This window comes from Staphylococcus sp. GDY8P72P, assembly GCF_016890655.1.
GTDB lineage: Bacteria > Bacillota > Bacilli > Staphylococcales > Staphylococcaceae > Staphylococcus > Staphylococcus arlettae.
Genome location: NZ_JAFEQJ010000024.1, coordinates 1 through 19313, shown reverse-complemented (window position 1 = coordinate 19313; position 19313 = coordinate 1). Strand labels below are relative to the sequence as shown.

The window sequence follows — 19313 nt, the reverse complement described above, 5'->3', positions numbered from 1 at the left end:
TATAATACCAATCTACTATACATAAGTCATATAGCAATTGTCAAACATCAATACTATTGTAAAATGTATCACGTGTTGTCATATCACCATATTCAGTGTACTACATTTTATTGCCACCAGAGTAGTAAATAACGCTTAATTTTGCGTTTTGCTCTTTGAATCCCGTTATAGACTACTTTGTGTTCTATATTAAAACGCTGTGCAATAGAATGCGGTTTATAGCCATTTACCATATCAGTCATAATAGTACGTTCTAATATGGTCAGTCGTTCGAAGCTCTGATTTAATATTGTTTTCAACTCATTACGTAATATAATCACTTCAATATTTTGCTGTTGTGTACGTGATTCATAATTCACACGAAACTCTTGCACTAATGCTTGCCGTTGCACATTTTGTAACGCGCGTCGTCGAAAGTAATCTGCTTTTGTTGTTTTCACTATTTTATTGATGTAATGTTCAATTGGTGTGTCTTGCTTAAAGTCAAAATACGCTATATTGAGTAAAAGCTTCAGGATAATGTCTTGAAACAAATCATCTTTACTATCTTTAGTAATTGAGCTGCAATTTAAACTTGCTTTAATCTTAGGTGTGACCTGTGCAATGATGTGGTTTACTAATGTTTGATTATGTTCATTAGTGGCATGGGCTACAGATTGCTTTTTAGTTGTCATATGGTCTCTCATGATATGTTCCTTTCCGTTAGAATATTCATATCATACAAAGCGAGATCACTAAAAAGCAAGAGGGCAAAATTAGTCTTTCTTGTGGTTACCACGCCTAATTTTTTCGAATTCTTGCAATATCTCATTTGATAATGGGATACGTGTTCTTGGTTTAGTTTCATTGAAGCCATCTAATGACTTAGAAATAGTCGTTTCGTTTTCTTCTAAATCGCGCCACATTTCTCTCGATGAGATGCGATAGGCGCCTGTGCCAAAGATTGCATGTTGTTCACTCATGTCACTCGTTACTACTGTAATATGTGTCGTATGTTTATTATACAAATCGTAAACATACTTTTCGATGTAGCTATCAGCTGTTTCCTTTTCTTTCGTAAACACTGTTTTAACACCATGATACTCATACTCAGATTGCAAACCAGATTGGTCGTAAGCATCAAATACACAAATGACTTCATCAGCAACGACCGCACTGAAGTTTGCAATAGCAATCAATAATTGTTCACGAGCCTCTTCTAGATTTTCCTGTGCGAGTTTGCTTAACGTTTTAGATTGGCCAATCATATTATATCCATCTATGATTAAGTACCTTTCCTTCATTATGCATCTCCAATCTGATTCCGTTTACGATAAACTTCGTACATCAGTAAACTTGCTGCTACAGATGCATTCAAACTATTGACGTGTCCAACCATAGGAATCTTGATATAAAAATCACATTTATCTTTCACTAATCTACTCATACCTTGGCCTTCACTACCGATAACTAAAGCAAGTGGCATGCCAGCATCCAACTCACGATAATCGGTTGCGTTATCTGCTTCCGCTCCTGCTACCCAATAGCCATGTTCCTTTAACGACTCGATCGTTTGTGCTAAGTTTGTCACGCGCATAATCGGCACATGTTGGATAGCACCTGTACTTGCTTTTACAACTGTTTGTGTTAGAGCAACGGAACGACGTTTAGGTATAATAATCCCATCTACACCCGAAGCGTCAGCCGTACGAATAATCGATCCTAAATTATGTGGATCTTCTAACCCATCTAAAATCAACACTGTGGCTAAAGTATCTTTGTTGTCTTGTTGCGCTATAAAGTCATTAAAATCAGTATACTCATAAGGCGCTACTAATGCAGCGACACCTTGGTGTGGTAATTCTGACAAACCGTCTATCTTAGATTTAGGAACGGTTTGTACAATGATTTTCTCGTTTTTAGCTTTTTTTAATATCTCATTGATTTGTTGTTTTCTAATTCCATCTTGAATTAAAATTTTATTAATTGTATGGCCACTGGTAATAGCTTCTTTTACCGCATGTCGACCGACGATAACGATATCTTCCAACATGTCACTCCCTTTCATTTACACTTTCTACAATTGCCTCTAATAATGCTGTCAGACGCTCTTCTTGTGTGTCTAAATATAAAAAGCCAATGACTGCTTCCAAGCCTGAACTTTTCTTATATGTTTGTATATCTGTATTTTTAGCTTTAGTATAACTTTTAGCATTGCGTCCACGACGTACTATTTCTAATTCTTCATCTGTAAACCAAGTGTTCTCAATCAAATATTCTAGTGTTTGTGCTTGGCTTTTAGCAGAAACATATTGTTTTGCCACCTGATGTAAACGATTGGGCTTACTTTGTAATTTCAAAACGATATAGGTTCTAATGTGTTGATCTAACACAGCATCTCCCATATACGCTAATGTCAATGGGTTCAAAAGTTTAGGATTAGTATTAGCCACGTTTAAACCTCACACCTTGAGGCGTATCTTCAAGTATAATATTTTGTGCTTTTAAGTCATCACGAATTTCGTCTGCGCGTGCGAAATCTTTATTTTTTCTAGCAGCATCACGTTCTGCTATTAATGCTTCAACATCTTCATCTAATAATTCATCAGTTGAAGCACCTTCTAATGGCACGCCTAACACATCGCTAAAGATATGGAACACTTCTTTAAAACGTTCTAGTACCGCCAGTGAAGTGGTATTTTCCAATACAAATTTATTTGCTAATTTAACTAAATCGTACCATGCCGTGATAGCATTCGCGGTATTAAAATCATCATTCATTACAGTTTCAAATTGTGTTAATATGCTATCAATTTGCTCTAAATAGTCACTTTGATCTGTTATATCTGTAGCAATTGCTGCACGCTCTAACACAGCATTATAACTATTACGTATACGCTCTAATCCACTTCTAGCTGCATTTACAAGTTCCATATTGTAATTAATTGGGCTACGATAATGTACGCTAATCATGAAGAAACGTAATACGTCAGGATCAATTTCTTTAATAATGTCATGTACTAACACAAAGTTACCTAACGATTTACTCATTTTTTCATTATCAATGTTAATAAAACCATTGTGCATCCAATAATTCGCAAATGGTGCATGGTTGTGTGCTTCTGATTGCGCAATTTCATTTTCATGGTGTGGGAATTGTAAATCTGTCCCACCAGCATGAATATCAATTGTGGCACCTAATTCTTTATATGCCATTACAGAACATTCGATATGCCAACCTGGACGTCCCTCTCCAAATGGACTCTCCCAACTAATTTCACCGGGTTTTGCTTGTTTCCACAATGTAAAATCAAGTGCATCTTCTTTCTGTTCACCTTGCTCAATACGAGCACCTACTTTTAAATCATTGAGTGATTGATGACTTAATTTACCATAATCTTCAAACTTACGTGTTCTAAAATAAACATCGCCACCACTGACATAAGCATAACCTTCATCAACTAATTCTTGAATAAATTGAATAATGTCATCCATATGATTCATAACACGTGGATTCGACGTTGCTTTCTTAACATTCAATGCTGACGTATCTTCATAAAATGCTTCAATATAGCGATCAGCAATCGACTGTACTGATTCGTTCAATTCGTTTGAACGTTTAATGAGTTTATCGTCTACATCGGTAAAGTTAGATACATATTCTACCTCATAACCTTTGTATTCAAGGTATCTGCGTACTACATCATAGTTAATTGCTGGTCGAGCATTCCCTATATGAATATAGTTATAAACTGTAGGTCCACATACATACATCTTCACTTTACCCGGTTCAAGAGGCTCAAAAGTCTCCTTTTGGCGTGTTAATGTATTATATAATGTAATCATCTTGAATCTCTCCATTTCTTGTTTTTTCAAGTTGTTTCTCTAACTCTTTCATTTGCTCATAAATCGGGTCAGGTAAATTTAAATGATCGAATGTTTTACCGATACGTTTACCATCTTGTTTTACTATATGCCCTGGTATACCTACTACAGTTGAAAAACTTGGCACAGAAGTTAGTACTACAGAATTAGCACCAATATTTACATCTGAATGAATTTCAATATTACCTAGTACTTTAGCTCCCGCTGCAATCAGTACGTTATCTCCAATGTCTGGATGTCTTTTGCCTTTCTCTTTTCCAGTTCCGCCTAGTGTCACACCTTGATATATAGTTACATTATCTCCAATTCGACATGTCTCACCAATTACTACTCCCATGCCGTGATCAATAAATAAACGTCTCCCTATCTTTGCACCTGGATGTATTTCTATACCAGTAAAAAACCGCGTAATTTGTGATATTAATCTTGCAAGAACATATTTTTCCTTTTTATATAATGTGTGCGCAATGAGATGACTCCATACAGCATGTAAACCTGCGTATGATGTCACAACTTCAAACGTCGTTTTTGCTGCTGGGTCTTGTTCAAAAACCATATTTATATCATCTTTTACTCTTTTTAAAACTTTAAACAAGATTTTTTCCTCCCTACTAAAAAAGCACCTCTAACACAATATGCTAGAGGTGCTTTGGCACGGTCCCACTCTTCTTTATATATAAGTTTAATTTTGATATTTCATCCCAAAATTGCACTTATATACACTCATTTACATCATTTAATTGTTAGCAACAAAGGTGCATTCCATAGTATTAGTGATGTACTCGCAGCTCCCGTACACTCTCTGAACACTTTTACTACTTACTAATCCTTTGCATTGTCAATTCTTATCATAGGGGTTCTCGTACTGTATTTCAAGTTTCTAAGTGCCACAGATTTATTTTACGTAATGTTGTAATCTTGTTAACACTTTATCTTTACCTAATACTTCAATTGTATTAGGTAATTCCGGTCCATGCATTTGCCCAGTAACCGCAACACGAATCGGCATAAATAATTGCTTACCTTTAATTCCTGTTTCTTTTTGTACTTCTTTAATTGTTTTTTTAATTTCTGTCGCTTCAAAGACTTCTAACGCTTCTAATTTGCTATATAAATGTTCCATCAATTCTGGCACTTGTTCTCCAGCAATGATTTCTTGTTCATCATCACCTAGTGCTTGCTCATCACGGAAGAATATTTCAGATAACGGAACAATTTCTCCAGCGTAACTCATTTCTTTTTGATATAACGCTACTAATTTACGTCCCCAATCTAGGTCTGCTTCTGTTGGTTGTTCTGGTAATAAGTTAGCTTTAATTAAATGAGGTAAAGCTAATTCAAATACTGTTTCAGTATCTTTTTGCTTCATATATTGGTTGTTTACCCAAGCTAATTTGTGTTTATCAAAGAAGGCAGGTGATTTAGATAAACGTTGTTCATCAAAAATCTTAATAAATTCTTCTTTAGAATAAATTTCTTCCTCGCCCTCTGGTGACCAACCTAGCAAAGTAATAAAGTTAAATAACGCTTCTGGTAAATAACCTAAATCACGATATTGTTCGATAAATTGTAAAATTTTACCATCGCGCTTACTTAATTTTTTACGTTCTTCATTAACTATTAATGACATGTGCGCAAAACGTGGTACTTCCCAACCAAATGTTTCATAAATCATAATTTGTTTTGGTGTATTAGAAATGTGGTCATCGCCACGAATAACATCTGAAATTTCCATGTAATGGTCATCAACTGCTACTGCAAAGTTATATGTTGGCACGCCATCTTTCTTCACAATAACCCAGTCACCTATATTATTGGAATCAAATGAAATTTCACCTTTAACCATATCATCAAACTTAAATGTCGTATCTTTAGGTACTCTGAAACGAATTGATGGTTTACGACCTTCCGCTTCAAATTGTTGTCTTTCTTCTTCAGTTAAATGTGCGTGTTTTCCACCGTAACGTGGCATTTCATTGTTTGCTATCTGTTCTTCACGTTCAGCTTCTAATTCTTCTTCAGTCATATAACATTTATATGCTTTGTCTTCGTCTAATAATTGTTGAATTAATGGATTATAAATTTCTGCACGCTCTGATTGGCGGTATGGTCCATAGCCTTTATCTTTATCTACTGATTCATCCCAGTCAATGCCTAACCATTTTAAGTTATCAAATTGAGAAGATTCGCCATCTTCTAAATTACGTTTACTATCTGTATCTTCAATACGAATAATAAAGTCTCCATCATAATGTTTTGCAAATAAATAGTTAAATAAAGCTGTTCTAGCGTTACCTATATGCAAATAGCCCGTTGGACTAGGGGCATATCTAACTCTTACGCGATCACTCATTATGTTCACTCCTGTTTACCATTTTAATATTATCAATTAACATGCGTGCGTATTGACGGCACATCAAAAAAGTTGAAACATGCTGTAACAACTTATACTTGTTATACCTATACCCACACCATTAACTATGAATATGCTTTGTTATATTTTCTAATTAATAATACCATAGCTCAGCATATTTTGCTTATCACTTTTTTCTAATTTATAGATAATTATCGAAGTAATAGCTTACTTCGCCAATACATAGCTAAAGGCATTTTTCGCTATCTATTGTAGCACGATACAGTATAAATTGATAACACCATGCCTATATCTATGTATTAAAAATCTATGTAACACCCTATCAATTACATGGCATTACATAGATTATAATTTATTATGCACTAATTTTTTTGGCGAAAATAATACGACCTGATGAAGTTTGTAATAAACTAATCACTTCTAAATCAATATGTTCTCCAATATGCTTTTTGGCATTGTCTACTACGACCATCGTACCGTCATCTAAGTAACCTACAGCTTGTCCACTTTCTTTGCCCATTTTCGTTAATAATAAGTTAAAACGGTCACCTTGATGGACAGTTGGCTTAATTGCTTCAGATAAGTCATTCACATTTAATGCCTGTATCCCTTGCACATGACATACTTTGTTCAAATTAAAATCAGTCGTGATAATATGACCTCTATAATGTTGAGCTAATTTAATGAGCATTGCATCAATATCACTATGTGATTTTGTAGGATGGATGATGCGTGTCGGATGATCCGTATCATAAAGTTCATTTAATATATCTAATCCACGTTGTCCTTTTTCTCGTTTCACACTATCATTGGCATCAGCAATAATTTGCAACTCATTTATAACGCCTTGTGGTATTAATATTTCACCGTCAATAAAACCACATTTTATAATATCAACAATACGACCATCGATAATGGCACTCGTATCAATAATTTTAGGTACTGCATTTCTAGCATTAATAGACATCGAACGCGCCATGTTTTCAGGTAAAAACAACAACATTTCATCTCGTTTTTTCAAGCCAAATTGGAAACCAAGATAACCTAATATAATAGTAATAATAATCGGTACAAAATGATTTAATACATTATTACCAATTATTTGGAAAATAAAAGAAATCATAACTGAAATTAATAGTCCTATCATTAGACCAATTGTGGCAAATAAGATTTCAATTGCACTTTGACGCATAATCGTTTGCTCAACTTCTCTTAAGCCTAAGGCGATTTTTCGTATAAACCACCCAAACAAAAGGAAGAAAATAACTATGCCTAATAGACCAGTAAAATAACTATTTTTTAATAGTGGATAATGACTTAGTCCTGTATCATTTATAATTTCTGGTATAAAATAGACGCCCAAACTTGCACCTAATATGACATAGCACAAGATTACAATGACTCTTATCATATTCAATAATACTTCCTTTCCATAGTGACTACATATCGGTGGCAGTACTATTCATTTTCCTTATTTATATTTATTGTTTCAATGCATATTTTAATGCATCATGAACGCTAGAAACACCGATAACTTGAATATTATCAGGGAAAGTCCAGCCTCCAATATTTGTTTCAGGGATAACAACCCTTTTAAAACCAAGCTTTGCAGCTTCTTGTACACGTTGTTCGATTCTGGATACACGACGTACTTCACCAGTAAGTCCAACTTCTCCGATGAAACAATCGAGACCATCAACAGCTAAATCTTTAAAACTAGAAGCCGTAGCCATTATAATTCCTAAGTCAACAGCAGGTTCTGTTAGACGTACACCACCAGCAACTTTAATATATGCATCTTGTTGTTGTAATAAAAAATTCTCTTTTTTCTCTAACACTGCCATCAATAAACTAAGCCTATTATGATCAATACCTGTCGCCATACGTCTCGGGTTATTAAAGGTCGTTGGTGTAACTAATGCTTGTACTTCAATCAATAGTGGTCTTGTCCCTTCCATCGTTGATACAATAGTTGAACCTGGCACATTCGTCGAACGCTCTTCTAAAAACATCTCTGAAGGGTTTTTGACACCTTTTAGTCCGCTTTGTTTCATTTCAAAAATTCCCATTTCATTGGTTGAACCAAAACGGTTTTTGACCGCACGTAAAATACGATAGGCATGATGTTCATCACCTTCAAAATACAACACTGTATCTACCATATGTTCCAATAATCGCGGTCCAGCAATTTGGCCTTCTTTAGTTACATGCCCTACAATAAAGGTCGCAATATTCATTTGCTTAGCAATATTCATCAAACTTTGCGTACTTTCTCTTACTTGTGACACAGAGCCAGGTGCCGAACTAATTTCAGGGTGGAATATCGTTTGAATCGAGTCTACTACAATCAAATCAGGTTGCATTTTTTTCACAGTCTCATGAATAATCTCTAAATCCGTTTCAGCAAATACATTTAATTGACTCGAATCTTCATCTAAACGTTCAGCTCTTAGCTTAGTTTGATTTAATGATTCTTCCCCCGTAATATAAAGTACATTATAGCTTTGTGATAACGCTGCACATATTTGTAACAATAGCGTTGATTTCCCAATTCCGGGATCACCACCAATAAGTACTAACGAACCACTGACTATGCCACCACCCAATACTCTGTTAAACTCTGTTGATTTACTTTCTATTCTAGGTGCCGTTTCATTATTAACTTCATTCAATTTCTGCACTTTTGATGCAGTATCCTTACTTCTCACGCCATGTTTTGGGCTTGAGGCTTGTTGCTCTATACTCTCTTCCATTTGGTTCCACGCACCACAATTTGGACATTTCCCCATCCATTTCGGAGACTGATAGCCACAAGCCATACATTCAAATATCACTTTCTTTTTGGCCAAATTTGCACCTCCAACTTTACTTGAACAAATCTATTCTATACCTCTGTTGCTGTAAAAACAATTAAAATATTAAGTGATTCATAGGGCTTATATCACCGTATCTAACTTACTAGTCAATCCTACATTGATTATTTCTTAAAGCTAACAGTTATTAATATGACATTTCCTATTCAATGTCACGCTTACACATTTTACTACTTTATCATATTCTGTCATAAATTGAGACACTATTATTATGCCTAAATAGTATCTATATTATAGATAAATCAGTGTGCTGAATACTAAAGTAAGCAAACGCAGAATTAACTAAGTATTATAATTGAGCGTCTTACATCGACGTTTACATAAAAAAGAAGTAGGACAGAAATCTAATTTTATTAAAAAGATTTCGTCGCCCTACCTCAACAATGATGACTCGAATTGAAACACGCATGATTTGAAACGCATGTTTAGTCATCTACTGGCAATATAAAATTAGGCTGAGACATAATTAATTTGTCCCAGCCTTCAAACTTACACACGGAATTCTCTTAAGATTCTGTTGTTTCTGTTTGTTCTTGTTCTTCTGTTTCATTTACACGATCTTTGATATCATACTTAAATTCTTTACCATCATGATCAATAACTACGTCTTTACCTTCGATTTTGTTACCATCTAAAATTAATTCACTTAAGTTATCTTCGACCGTTTTTTGAATAGCTCTGATTAATGGTCTAGCACCATATTCTGGATCATAGCCTTCTTCAGCAATTTTTTCCTTCGCTGTATCAGTAACACTGATGCTAATATCTTGTTCTGACAGACGTTCTGTTAGTTTATTAACCATCATTGTTACAATTTCTTTCAATTCATCTTTATCCAATTTGTGGAAGACGATAATGTCATCGACACGGTTTAAGAATTCTGGACGGAAGGCATTTTTCAATTCTTTCAACATTGTTTTACGAATTGTTTCATAATCTTGTCCTTCTTCTGCACCGCCAAAGCCAGCGAATTTCTGATCTTGTAATTCTTGAGCTCCAACGTTTGAAGTCATAATAATTACAGTATTACGGAAATCTACGCGACGACCTTTAGTATCTGTTAAATGTCCATCATCAAGGACTTGTAATAAAATGTTAAAGACATCTGGATGTGCTTTTTCAATTTCATCAAATAAAATAACAGAATATGGCTTACGTCTAACTTTTTCTGTTAATTGTCCACCATCGTCGTGACCAACATAGCCTGGAGGTGCTCCGACTAAACGACTCACAGCATGTTTCTCCATGAATTCACTCATATCAACACGAATCATTGCGTCTTCTTCACCAAACATTGACTCAGCTAATGCACGTGCTAATTCTGTTTTACCTACACCTGTAGGTCCTAAGAAAATAAAGCTACCGATTGGACGTTTAGGATCTTTCAAGCCAGCTCTAGCACGTCTAACAGCTTTACTGATAGAATTAACTGCTTCTTTTTGTCCAATAACTCTGTCGTGCAACGTATCTTCTAAGTTAAGCAAGCGTTGTGATTCAGTTTCATTAATTTTAGTTAATGGGATACCTGTCCAACCAGCAATTACTTCTGCAATATCTTCTTCTAATAATGATGTGTTTTCGCCATTTTGGGCATTTTTCCAGTTGTTTGTTGCTTCTTCATATTGTTTTTCTAATTTTGTTTGTTTATCGCGTAAATTAGCTGCATTTTCGAACTCTTGTGCATGTACAGCTGCATCCTTTTCATTTTTCACTTGTTCAATATGTTGTTCAATCTCTTTGAGATTTGGTGGTGTTGTATGACTTTTGAGTCGAACTTTTGAACTTGCTTCATCTATTAAGTCAATCGCTTTATCCGGTAAGAAACGATCTGATACATAACGATTACTTAATTGTACTGCCGCTTCAACTGCTCGGTCAGAAATGTTGATGCGGTGATGCGCTTCATAACGATCACGTAATCCTTTTAAGATTTCTACAGTATCTTCAACAGTTGGTTCATCTACTTGTACAGGTTGGAAACGACGTTCTAACGCTGCATCTTTTTCGATGTTTTTACGATACTCATCTAATGTAGTTGCACCAATACACTGTAATTCGCCTCTAGCTAAAGCTGGTTTCAAGATATTGGATGCATCAATAGCACCTTCTGCGCCACCTGCACCTACAAGTGTGTGTAACTCATCGATAAATAGAATGACATTACCTGCTTGATGAATTTCTTCCATAACTTTTTTCAAGCGTTCTTCAAATTCACCACGATATTTTGTACCAGCAACAACTGTACCCATGTCTAATGACATGACACGTTTATTTTTCAATGTTTCAGGTACTTCATTGTTAACAATTGCTTGAGCTAAGCCTTCAGCAATTGCAGTTTTACCTACACCTGGCTCACCAATAAGTACTGGATTATTTTTAGTACGTCTACTTAACACTTCAATGACACGTGTAATTTCTTGGTCTCTTCCTATAACTGGGTCTAATGTTCCATCTTTAGCGATGACAGTTAAGTCTCGTGCTAAACTATCTAATGTTGGCGTGTTATTAGATTTATTTGCCTGTGCATTTTTATTGTTCATTTCTGGACTACCTAAAGCTTTCACTACTTGTGCACGTGCTTTAGTTATATTTAAATCTAAGTTTGCAAATACACGCGCTGCAACACCTTCATTTTCACGAATAAGTCCTAATAAGATGTGCTCAGTACCTACAAAGTTATGGTGTAACTTACGCGCCTCATCCATAGATAATTCGATGACTTTTTTAGCTCTTGGTGTATAATGTAGTGCGCCCATTTGTTCTTGTCCATGTCCGATAAGTTTTTCCACTTCTTCGACTACTTTTTCTTCAGTAATTTCAAATGATTCTAGCACTTTGGCCGCAATACCTTCTGGTTCTTTCATTAAACCTAACAGTAAATGCTCAGTACCTATATTTGAATGATTTAAACGGATTGCTTCTTCTTGTGCATGTGCTAATACGCGCTGCGCACGTTCAGTTAATCTACCAAATAACATAAAACGAGACCTCCTATTTTATATATGTTCTCAAGATATCAGCTCTTTTTTCATTCACTGATTTTTCATCTTCATCATCTATTAAAAATGGTGACTGAATGGCAATCATCAGCTCATTGAACTTAAAATCTTCAAGTGTGATATATCCTAAATCTAACCCTAATTTAACTTCACTTAATCTAAACGAAGCTTCTTCCATTGATATCAGTCTACTATACTTTAAGATTCCTAACGAACGATATACTCTATCTTGTGTTTCAACGTAATTATGACGATTTAACTGTTCTCTAATTTGCAATTCTTCATTAATAATTTGTTGTACTACTTCAGTTAAACTATCGATAATTTCCGCTTCTGTTTTACCTAACGTTAATTGGTTAGATACTTGATAGATGTGACCATATACTTGTGAACCTTCACCATATATTCCACGCATTGTAAATCCAAAGCGATTAATAGTCTGTGCAATGCGGTTCATCCTTTTCATAATGGATAACCCAGGTAAGTGTAGCATCACGCTAGCACGCATCCCTGTACCAATGTTTGTAGGACATGTTGTTAAATAACCTAAAGTTTCATCAAAACTGATGTCTAACTTAGCATCTAACTGATCATCAATTTGTGAAGCTTGTTCAAACAATGATTGTAATGATAGATCATTGCCCATTGCTTGAATACGTAAGTGATCTTCTTCATTGACCATTAAACTTAATGATTCATCTTCATTTAATAACACTGCTGCCGCTGGTTGTTTAATTAATTCAGGGCTAATAAGATGTTTCGCAACGAGTTTAAATTTACTGCGTTGATCCATTTGATCTAAATGTTGTACAGCTAACTCGGGAAGCGCATCTTGAACTTCATTAACTACTCTATAACCTTCTTGTTCAGATGGAAACATTAACGGGTGCACGTGTTTTTCTAAATTTCGTGCCAATCTAATCCTTGATGACATAATAACTGGTGAATCAGTTCCTTCACGCATCCAATCACTCATATGTGCATTTAAGTCTTTATCACTCATCACGTGTCACCTCGCTATCTCTGTCTGCTTTTAATGCTTTGATTTCATCTCTGACAATAGCAGCTTCTTCAAAGTTTTGTTCTTCAATTAACTGTGTTAAATGGTTGGTTTTTTCTTCAATTTGTTTTTTTAACGCTAATTTTTTATGGGACGAATGAGGTGTTTTACCTGTGTGTTCAAATTGACCCCCTTGCACACGTCTTACAATATCTACAATATCTTCTTTAAATGTCTCGTAACATTGTGCACAGCCAAACTTACCTACATGTGCGATATCACGTAAAGACATTTGACATGTTGGACAACGTTTAGCTTCTTTAATCGTAATTTCATCAAAATTGATACCGTGTTTAGCTGCTAAGTGTTGTAATATTTGTTTTACAACAAAGGCACCTTCTATATCATCTTGTTGTTCTACTTGACTATCTTGTGTCCAAGGGTTGTTCCCTTTAGCGCAAGTGGTACATACCCATTTTTCTTGAATACCGTCTTTTCCTTTTACTGCTACCTTAACTTCGGCTTCATTTAAATGACAATTCTCACACAACACGGTAATCACCTCGCTCTTTTAATAATAATTTATGATCGGTAATAGTCTTTTCATAATATTAGCTCTAATAATATCACGTGCTATTACATCCATTTTTAATGTTTCTCTATCTACTACTGCATTAATCATTTTAGCTTCTCTATCGCTAATATAACCTTTTTCTAATAAGCCATCTACAATATAGTACGCTTGTTGTTGAGATATTGAAGGACCAATAATTTGGAGTAGATGATTAATATATCCGCTTGCGTCATTATTTTCAATTTTTGTGATTCGAATATAGCCTCCGCCACCTCGTTTACTTTCAATTTCATAACCATGTTTATTTGTAAAACGTGTTTTAATGACATAATTAAGTTGCGAAGGTACACAATCAAATTGTTGCGCTATATGTGCGCGCTGAATTTCTACAGCATCTTCATTGGAGTCTTCAAATAATTTTTTAATGTATTGCTCTATGATGTCAGACATATTGTGCATGATTATCACCTCTTTTTGACCTTCTTTGACTATATTATATGACCAACTTTGACCTTTTTCAACCAATATGATTTAAAAATTTTAAAAATCCATGTTACTTATATTACTTTTATTGTATTATAGATATTAAGAAAAAATTAAAGGGATGAAAAACAATATGCATATTATTATTGGCTTAATTGGTATCGTAGTATTTTTAGCACTAGCCGTTGTGTTTAGTTCAGACAGAAAAAATATACGTTGGAATTATGTCGGTTTGTTACTTGGGATACAGTTAGTTTTTGCTTTTATCTTACTTAAAACAAAATTTGGTATTACTGTTATTAGTGGTATTTCAAATGGTTTTAATTATCTATTAGCACAAGCAGCAGAAGGGGTAAATTTTGTATTTGGAGGATTTGAATATATAGATCCTGAAAACCCTCCATTCTTCTTTAATGTTTTATTACCTATTGTGTTTATTTCAGCATTAATTGGTATCTTACAATATACAAAAATTTTACCATGGATTATTAATGTTTTAGGATTTCTTATTTCTAAAATCAATGGCATGGGACGATTAGAATCATACAACGCAGTTGCCGCTGCTATTTTGGGACAATCAGAAGTTTTTATATCACTAAAAAAAGAATTAGCATACATACCTAAACAACGTTTATATACATTAACAGCTTCTGCTATGTCTACAGTATCAGCGTCTATCATTGGTGCGTACTTTGCATTAATCGAACCTAAATACGTTGTTACTGCAGTAGTCTTAAACTTATTCGGTGGTTTTATTATCGCTTCTATCATCAATCCATATCGTGTGGATGAAAAAGAGGATAAATTAATTGTGCAAGAAAGTGAAGCTTCAAAACAGTCATTCTTTGAAGTATTGGGAGAATACATCTTAGACGGATTTAAAGTTGCTGTAATCGTTGGTGCAATGTTAATAGGGTACATTGCTATAATCGCTTTACTTAACGGACTTGTTGCCGGTATCTTCTCAGGCTTGTCAGGTGGACAAATTGATTGGGACTTCCAAACAATTATCGGTTTTATCTTTGCGCCATTTGCATTTTTAGCTGGTATTCCTTGGAGCGATGCAGTACAATCTGGTTCTGTTATGGCAACAAAACTACTATCCAATGAATTTGTTGCGATGCAAAGTTTAAGTGAAGTTAAAGGTATGAGTGAGCATGCTAAAGGTATCGTTTCAGTTTTCTTAGTATCTTTCGCCAACTTCAGTTCAATCGGAATTATTTCCGGTGCAATTAAATCATTAAATAACGAAAAAGGTGACATGGTAGCCCGCTTTGGTTTGAAATTATTATTCGGTGCTACATTAGTTTCATTCATTTCATCAGCAATCGCAGGCTTCTTTATTTAGTGATACAATTTAAAATAGCTTAAATCAATTTTTTCAACAACAAACCTAACAAACACACTCATCGCCTAATATCGTTGAGTGTGTTTTCATTTTAAATAGGTGTAGCATATTAAAAAGTTGCCACTTGTAAATTTACATCTAAACATGTATCATTCAATAAGTAGGTGCATTTATTCATACCTATGAACAAGAAGTGCAGTATCAAATTTTAATTCAAAGGAAGTAACACAATTTATACAATGTAACACTCTAACTTACAGCTATAGTTCGTGTACTTTCGCTTTTGTTTTATAGCTATTAAGCACTACAATTAGTACTTTAAATTGACACAATACTCAAATACTGCACTGATTATTATATATTAAGGGGAGATGTTCCATGAAAATGGCTCATGACGTAATTAATTTTGATTCACGAGAAGATTTTGAAATTCAAGTACAAAGGGAATTGGAATTTTCATCCAAACGTAAAAAGAAAATAATTAAACAAGTGGCATCTTTAACATCTGTATTAGTTGCAGGAGCTACGACATCATTTGTTCTTTATAAAAAATATTCAGCAGCATAAAAAATGTAAGGACCTAGAACATATTGCAATGTTCTAGGTCCTTTTTTATTTATACTCTTCTAACATGTTATTTCACTATGATATAAAGTTTTGTATGGACTTAAATACATTTTGTCATACTTGGTGTGTTTGTTGTCCTTGCACAATATGGTCAATGAAATATTGTGTTACTCGGTAATCATCCGTCAATTCTGGATGGAAAGATACTCCTAAATACTGCCCTTCTTGTACCGCTACAATTTTCTCACCTACTGTACACAGTACGTTTACGCCTGCTTGCACTGATTCAATATGTGGTGCTCGAATAAACACACCCTCAATATCTTTAGCAATCCCACGAATATCCAATTCAGCTTCAAAGCTATCTACCTGACGCCCAAATGAATTACGTTGTACTGAAATGTTCAACTTGTTTAAATAACCACTTTCACCAACAATATCGTTAGCTAAGACAATTAAACCTGCACAAGTACCAAACATTGGCAATGTTGATTGTTGTAGTGCTTCTTTAAATCCATACAAGTCCATTAGACGACGCAATGTTGTCGACTCACCACCAGGTAGTATTAAACCGTCTATCTCATCTAATTGATCTACACGTTTTATGGCTACACCTTCATGTCCACTCAGTTCGATGTGACGAATATGTTCTCTAACTGCACCTTGTAATGCCAGTACGCCAATTTTCATATTACCAACCACGCTCTTGCATACGTTCTTCTAAAGAAAGTTGATTTATATCTAAACCTTTCATAGCAGTACCTAGCTCTTTTGATAAACGACCAATTAATTCATAATCTTGATAATGTGTTGTCGCTTGAACAATGGCTTTTGCGAATTTTTCAGGGTCTTCTGATTTAAAAATACCTGAACCAACAAAGACACCATCAGCGCCTAACTCCATCATTAAAGCAGCATCTTGAGGTGTTGCTACACCACCCGCTGCAAAGTTTACAACTGGTAAACGTCCATTGTCTTTAATTGATTTTAATACTTCATATGGTGCACCAATATTCTTAGCTTCAGTCATGATTTCATCATCATTCATTACAGTTAAACGACTTACTTCTGAATTAACTTGACGAATATGTCTAACTGCTTCCACTATATTACCAGTACCTGGTTCACCTTTAGTACGTAACATCGCAGAACCTTCACCAATACGGCGAGCTGCTTCTCCTAAGTTACGACAACCACAAACAAATGGTACTGTGAATTGATCTTTTAATAAATGATATTCTTCATCTGCAGGTGTTAACACTTCAGATTCATCAATGTAATCTACGCCCATTGATTCTAAAACACGTGCTTCTGTAATATGACCAATACGTGCTTTAGCCATTACAGGGATAGACACTGCTTCCATTACTTCTTCTACAATTTTTGGATTAGCCATTCGTGCTACGCCACCAGCAGCTCTAATATCAGAAGGCACACGTTCTAAAGCCATTACAGCAACTGCGCCTGCTTCTTCAGCAATTCTAGCTTGTTCTGCATTAACAACGTCCATAATAACGCCGCCTTTTTGCATTTCAGCCATCCCTCGTTTTACTCTATCTGATCCAGTAATTTTTGACATATTACTTACCCCTTTTCATAGTTGATTAAATTCATTTTAAGAGATAAACTGGTATTTAAAAAGGTACAATTCTCAATAAAATTAAGGGGTCAGTTATATGCCGAAACAACCGCTTTACCTCAATCTTTATGAAACTTTAAAACAACAAATCATTGAAGGTCAATATCATGCTGATGATAAATTCCCTTCTAAACGTGCTTTAGGTGCACATTTGTCAGTCAGTAATACTACTATCGAACATGCCTATCAAATTTTATTAGATGAAGGGTTTATTTATGCTAAACCGCGTTCTGGTTATTATGTGTCAGATATTGAATCTTTACCTGTTATTTATAAAAATGATACACCACAACCTCCCCATGTCGATAATCAAGAAAAAAACGAAGAGACTATACATCACAAATACGCTTTTAATATGGCAGAAATTGACGCTGAATATTTTCCAATGCAACAATTTAGACGACATGCGCGTGATATCTTTGAAGATGATCAACGTGCTTTGCTACAACATCGTGATTCACAAGGCTTAAAAGAATTAAGACAAGAAATAGCACATTATTTATTTAATAGCCGTGGCGTGACCAGCCATCCAAATCAAATTATTATCGGTTCATCGACTGAACAACTCATTAATTTATTAACGGATATCTTAGATGATCAATCATTTATTATAGAACAACCTAGTTATCCTCCAATTAAGCAAGTGTTGGATAAAAAACAAATACCTTATTTACAAGTTCCTGTTACACCTACTGGAATTGATATTGACGCATTTAAACAAAGTAAGCATCATGTTGCCTATGTTACGCCATCCCATCAGTTTCCAACTGGTTATGTCATGAACCTAAAAAAAAGAACCCAACTGATTCATTGGGCTCAAAAAGATGACAATCGTTATATTATTGAAGATGATTATGATTCTGAGTTTCGTTTTTCCGGGAAACCTATTCCGGCCTTACAAAGTCTAGATACTAAAGATAAAGTGATATATATTAGTACTTTCTCGAAATCTTTATATCCGAGTTGTCGAATTGCATATGTCGTTCTACCTAACCCATTACTCACACGATATCAGCAACTTCCGTACAAAGAAGGTAATACCGTACCAATGCATTTACAACAATTAGTAGCGAATTTCATGCACTCTGGCAGCTTTGAACGTCACCTTAATAAAATGAGAACTGTTTATAGTGATAAGCTCAAATTTATTTTAGAACGACTGAAACCCTATGCAAACCAATTACAAATTGAAGGCGCATTAACAGGAATGCATTTTACCTTAACTATTACTAACGGTAGCACATTAGAAGAATGCTTAAAACAAGCGTCTGATCACCAAGTAAAGGTCGTTCCAATGAACCAATATAATCCAAAAGAGACACAACCCAAATTTATCATTGGATTTGGAGGTATACCAAAAGCAGCACTCCAAAGTCATACAGATGCATTGATTAATGCCTTTGTAAAATAAGATTAGTAGTACTTTACATGTAATGCATTTAAAGTAGTACTTTGCATGCAATGCATTAGTACTACTTATGCAATTGCTCCAGCAATTGTATACCTTTTTACCTCGTAACTTTCTACTTTTATAATAAAGACCTTACGGTCTAGTTTGTATATTTTTCAACATAAAAAAAGAGACCTCTCGG

At 34.7% G+C, this 19313-nt stretch carries 18 protein-coding genes; 3 read left to right on the top strand and 15 right to left on the bottom strand.

All coding sequences use genetic code 11. From position 1 onward, the window contains the following. Positions 1-107 precede the first annotated feature (107 nt). The 13 genes from JVU85_RS10510 to JVU85_RS10450 form a co-directional block, all read right to left on the bottom strand. The gene (locus JVU85_RS10510) at positions 108-674 is read right to left on the bottom strand and encodes a sigma-70 family RNA polymerase sigma factor (protein ID WP_204172521.1); all 567 of its coding nucleotides are present in this window, start codon (positions 672-674) and stop codon (positions 108-110) included. Between the two features lie 81 nt (positions 675-755). Beyond that, positions 756-1283, bottom strand: a complete 528-nt coding sequence (locus JVU85_RS10505; RefSeq protein WP_002509410.1) for an NYN domain-containing protein — start codon at positions 1281-1283, stop codon at positions 756-758. Continuing rightward, a complete protein-coding gene (rlmB, locus tag JVU85_RS10500) occupies positions 1283-2029 on the bottom strand; it encodes a 23S rRNA (guanosine(2251)-2'-O)-methyltransferase RlmB (RefSeq protein ID WP_204172534.1) in 747 nt (248 codons plus the stop codon). The genes JVU85_RS10505 and rlmB overlap by 1 nt, the downstream gene beginning before the upstream one ends. A gap of 4 nt (positions 2030-2033) precedes the next feature. Continuing rightward, the gene (locus tag JVU85_RS10495; RefSeq protein ID WP_082435643.1) at positions 2034-2384 is read right to left on the bottom strand and encodes a Mini-ribonuclease 3; all 351 of its coding nucleotides are present in this window, start codon (positions 2382-2384) and stop codon (positions 2034-2036) included. A 40-nt stretch (positions 2385-2424) separates the two neighbouring features. Beyond that, positions 2425-3825, bottom strand: a complete 1401-nt coding sequence (gene cysS, locus JVU85_RS10490) for a cysteine--tRNA ligase (protein WP_002509407.1) — start codon at positions 3823-3825, stop codon at positions 2425-2427. Further along, positions 3809-4459, bottom strand: coding sequence for a serine O-acetyltransferase (gene cysE, locus JVU85_RS10485; RefSeq protein WP_002509406.1), 651 nt, complete (start codon positions 4457-4459; stop codon positions 3809-3811). Before cysE ends, cysS begins: the two co-directional genes overlap by 17 nt. 300 nt (positions 4460-4759) lie before the next feature. Next, a complete protein-coding gene (gene gltX / locus JVU85_RS10480; protein WP_002509405.1) occupies positions 4760-6217 on the bottom strand; it encodes a glutamate--tRNA ligase in 1458 nt (485 codons plus the stop codon). 376 nt (positions 6218-6593) lie between these two features. Continuing rightward, complete coding sequence (locus JVU85_RS10475; RefSeq protein WP_103388468.1) at positions 6594-7655, bottom strand: PIN/TRAM domain-containing protein; 1062 nt, start codon at positions 7653-7655, stop codon at positions 6594-6596. Between the two features lie 64 nt (positions 7656-7719). Then, a complete protein-coding gene (gene radA, locus JVU85_RS10470; protein ID WP_204172520.1) occupies positions 7720-9087 on the bottom strand; it encodes a DNA repair protein RadA in 1368 nt (455 codons plus the stop codon). Positions 9088-9617: 530 nt separating this feature from the next. Next, positions 9618-12089: an ATP-dependent Clp protease ATP-binding subunit gene (locus tag JVU85_RS10465; protein WP_204172519.1), complete on the bottom strand. Its 2472-nt coding sequence runs from the start codon at positions 12087-12089 to the stop codon at positions 9618-9620. Positions 12090-12102: 13 nt separating this feature from the next. Next, on the bottom strand, positions 12103-13113 hold the full coding sequence (locus JVU85_RS10460; protein ID WP_204172518.1) for a protein arginine kinase: 1011 nt from the start codon (positions 13111-13113) through the stop codon (positions 12103-12105). Further along, on the bottom strand, positions 13106-13663 hold the full coding sequence (locus JVU85_RS10455) for a UvrB/UvrC motif-containing protein (RefSeq protein ID WP_204172516.1): 558 nt from the start codon (positions 13661-13663) through the stop codon (positions 13106-13108). The genes JVU85_RS10460 and JVU85_RS10455 overlap by 8 nt, the downstream gene beginning before the upstream one ends. An 18-nt stretch (positions 13664-13681) precedes the next feature. Continuing rightward, a complete protein-coding gene (locus JVU85_RS10450) occupies positions 13682-14143 on the bottom strand; it encodes a CtsR family transcriptional regulator (RefSeq protein WP_142019899.1) in 462 nt (153 codons plus the stop codon). A gap of 157 nt (positions 14144-14300) precedes the next feature. Here JVU85_RS10450 and JVU85_RS10445 point away from each other — a divergent pair, with 157 nt between their 5' ends. Both JVU85_RS10445 and JVU85_RS10440 read left to right on the top strand, forming a co-directional pair. After that, positions 14301-15515, top strand: coding sequence for a NupC/NupG family nucleoside CNT transporter (locus JVU85_RS10445; RefSeq protein WP_002509398.1), 1215 nt, complete (start codon positions 14301-14303; stop codon positions 15513-15515). A 378-nt stretch (positions 15516-15893) separates the two neighbouring features. Beyond that, positions 15894-16082, top strand: coding sequence for a hypothetical protein (locus JVU85_RS10440; RefSeq protein ID WP_002509397.1), 189 nt, complete (start codon positions 15894-15896; stop codon positions 16080-16082). A gap of 114 nt (positions 16083-16196) precedes the next feature. Here the strand turns inward: JVU85_RS10440 and pdxT are convergent, their stop codons facing one another. Next, positions 16197-16772 carry a pyridoxal 5'-phosphate synthase glutaminase subunit PdxT gene (pdxT, locus tag JVU85_RS10435; protein WP_103388474.1) on the bottom strand — a complete coding sequence of 192 codons (576 nt, stop codon included), beginning with the start codon at positions 16770-16772 and terminating at the stop codon, positions 16197-16199. 1 nt (position 16773) lies between these two features. Beyond that, positions 16774-17661 (bottom strand): pyridoxal 5'-phosphate synthase lyase subunit PdxS, encoded by an 888-nt coding sequence (gene pdxS / locus JVU85_RS10430; protein WP_002509395.1) that lies wholly within the window; start codon positions 17659-17661, stop codon positions 16774-16776. Between the two features lie 97 nt (positions 17662-17758). On the opposite strand from pdxS, the gene pdxR reads away from it, so the two are divergent. Beyond that, positions 17759-19132 carry a MocR-like pyridoxine biosynthesis transcription factor PdxR gene (pdxR, locus tag JVU85_RS10425; RefSeq protein WP_002509394.1) on the top strand — a complete coding sequence of 458 codons (1374 nt, stop codon included), beginning with the start codon at positions 17759-17761 and terminating at the stop codon, positions 19130-19132. Positions 19133-19313: the final 181 nt, after the last annotated feature.

What these genes read in the sequence shown, in the direction of transcription:
- pdxR (WP_002509394.1), top strand. Translation starts at nt 17,759, where the DNA reads ATGCCGAAACAACCGCTTTACCTCAATCTTTATGAAACTTTAAAACAA.
- JVU85_RS10505 (WP_002509410.1), bottom strand. Translation starts at nt 1,283, where the DNA reads ATGAAGGAAAGGTACTTAATCATAGATGGATATAATATGATTGGCCAA.
- JVU85_RS10440 (WP_002509397.1), top strand. Translation starts at nt 15,894, where the DNA reads ATGAAAATGGCTCATGACGTAATTAATTTTGATTCACGAGAAGATTTT.
- JVU85_RS10460 (WP_204172518.1), bottom strand. Translation starts at nt 13,113, where the DNA reads ATGAGTGATAAAGACTTAAATGCACATATGAGTGATTGGATGCGTGAA.
- JVU85_RS10450 (WP_142019899.1), bottom strand. Translation starts at nt 14,143, where the DNA reads ATGCACAATATGTCTGACATCATAGAGCAATACATTAAAAAATTATTT.
- pdxS (WP_002509395.1), bottom strand. Translation starts at nt 17,661, where the DNA reads ATGTCAAAAATTACTGGATCAGATAGAGTAAAACGAGGGATGGCTGAA.
- cysS (WP_002509407.1), bottom strand. Translation starts at nt 3,825, where the DNA reads ATGATTACATTATATAATACATTAACACGCCAAAAGGAGACTTTTGAG.
- JVU85_RS10465 (WP_204172519.1), bottom strand. Translation starts at nt 12,089, where the DNA reads ATGTTATTTGGTAGATTAACTGAACGTGCGCAGCGCGTATTAGCACAT.
- pdxT (WP_103388474.1), bottom strand. Translation starts at nt 16,772, where the DNA reads ATGAAAATTGGCGTACTGGCATTACAAGGTGCAGTTAGAGAACATATT.
- JVU85_RS10510 (WP_204172521.1), bottom strand. Translation starts at nt 674, where the DNA reads ATGACAACTAAAAAGCAATCTGTAGCCCATGCCACTAATGAACATAAT.
- JVU85_RS10445 (WP_002509398.1), top strand. Translation starts at nt 14,301, where the DNA reads ATGCATATTATTATTGGCTTAATTGGTATCGTAGTATTTTTAGCACTA.
- JVU85_RS10495 (WP_082435643.1), bottom strand. Translation starts at nt 2,384, where the DNA reads ATGGGAGATGCTGTGTTAGATCAACACATTAGAACCTATATCGTTTTG.
- gltX (WP_002509405.1), bottom strand. Translation starts at nt 6,217, where the DNA reads ATGAGTGATCGCGTAAGAGTTAGATATGCCCCTAGTCCAACGGGCTAT.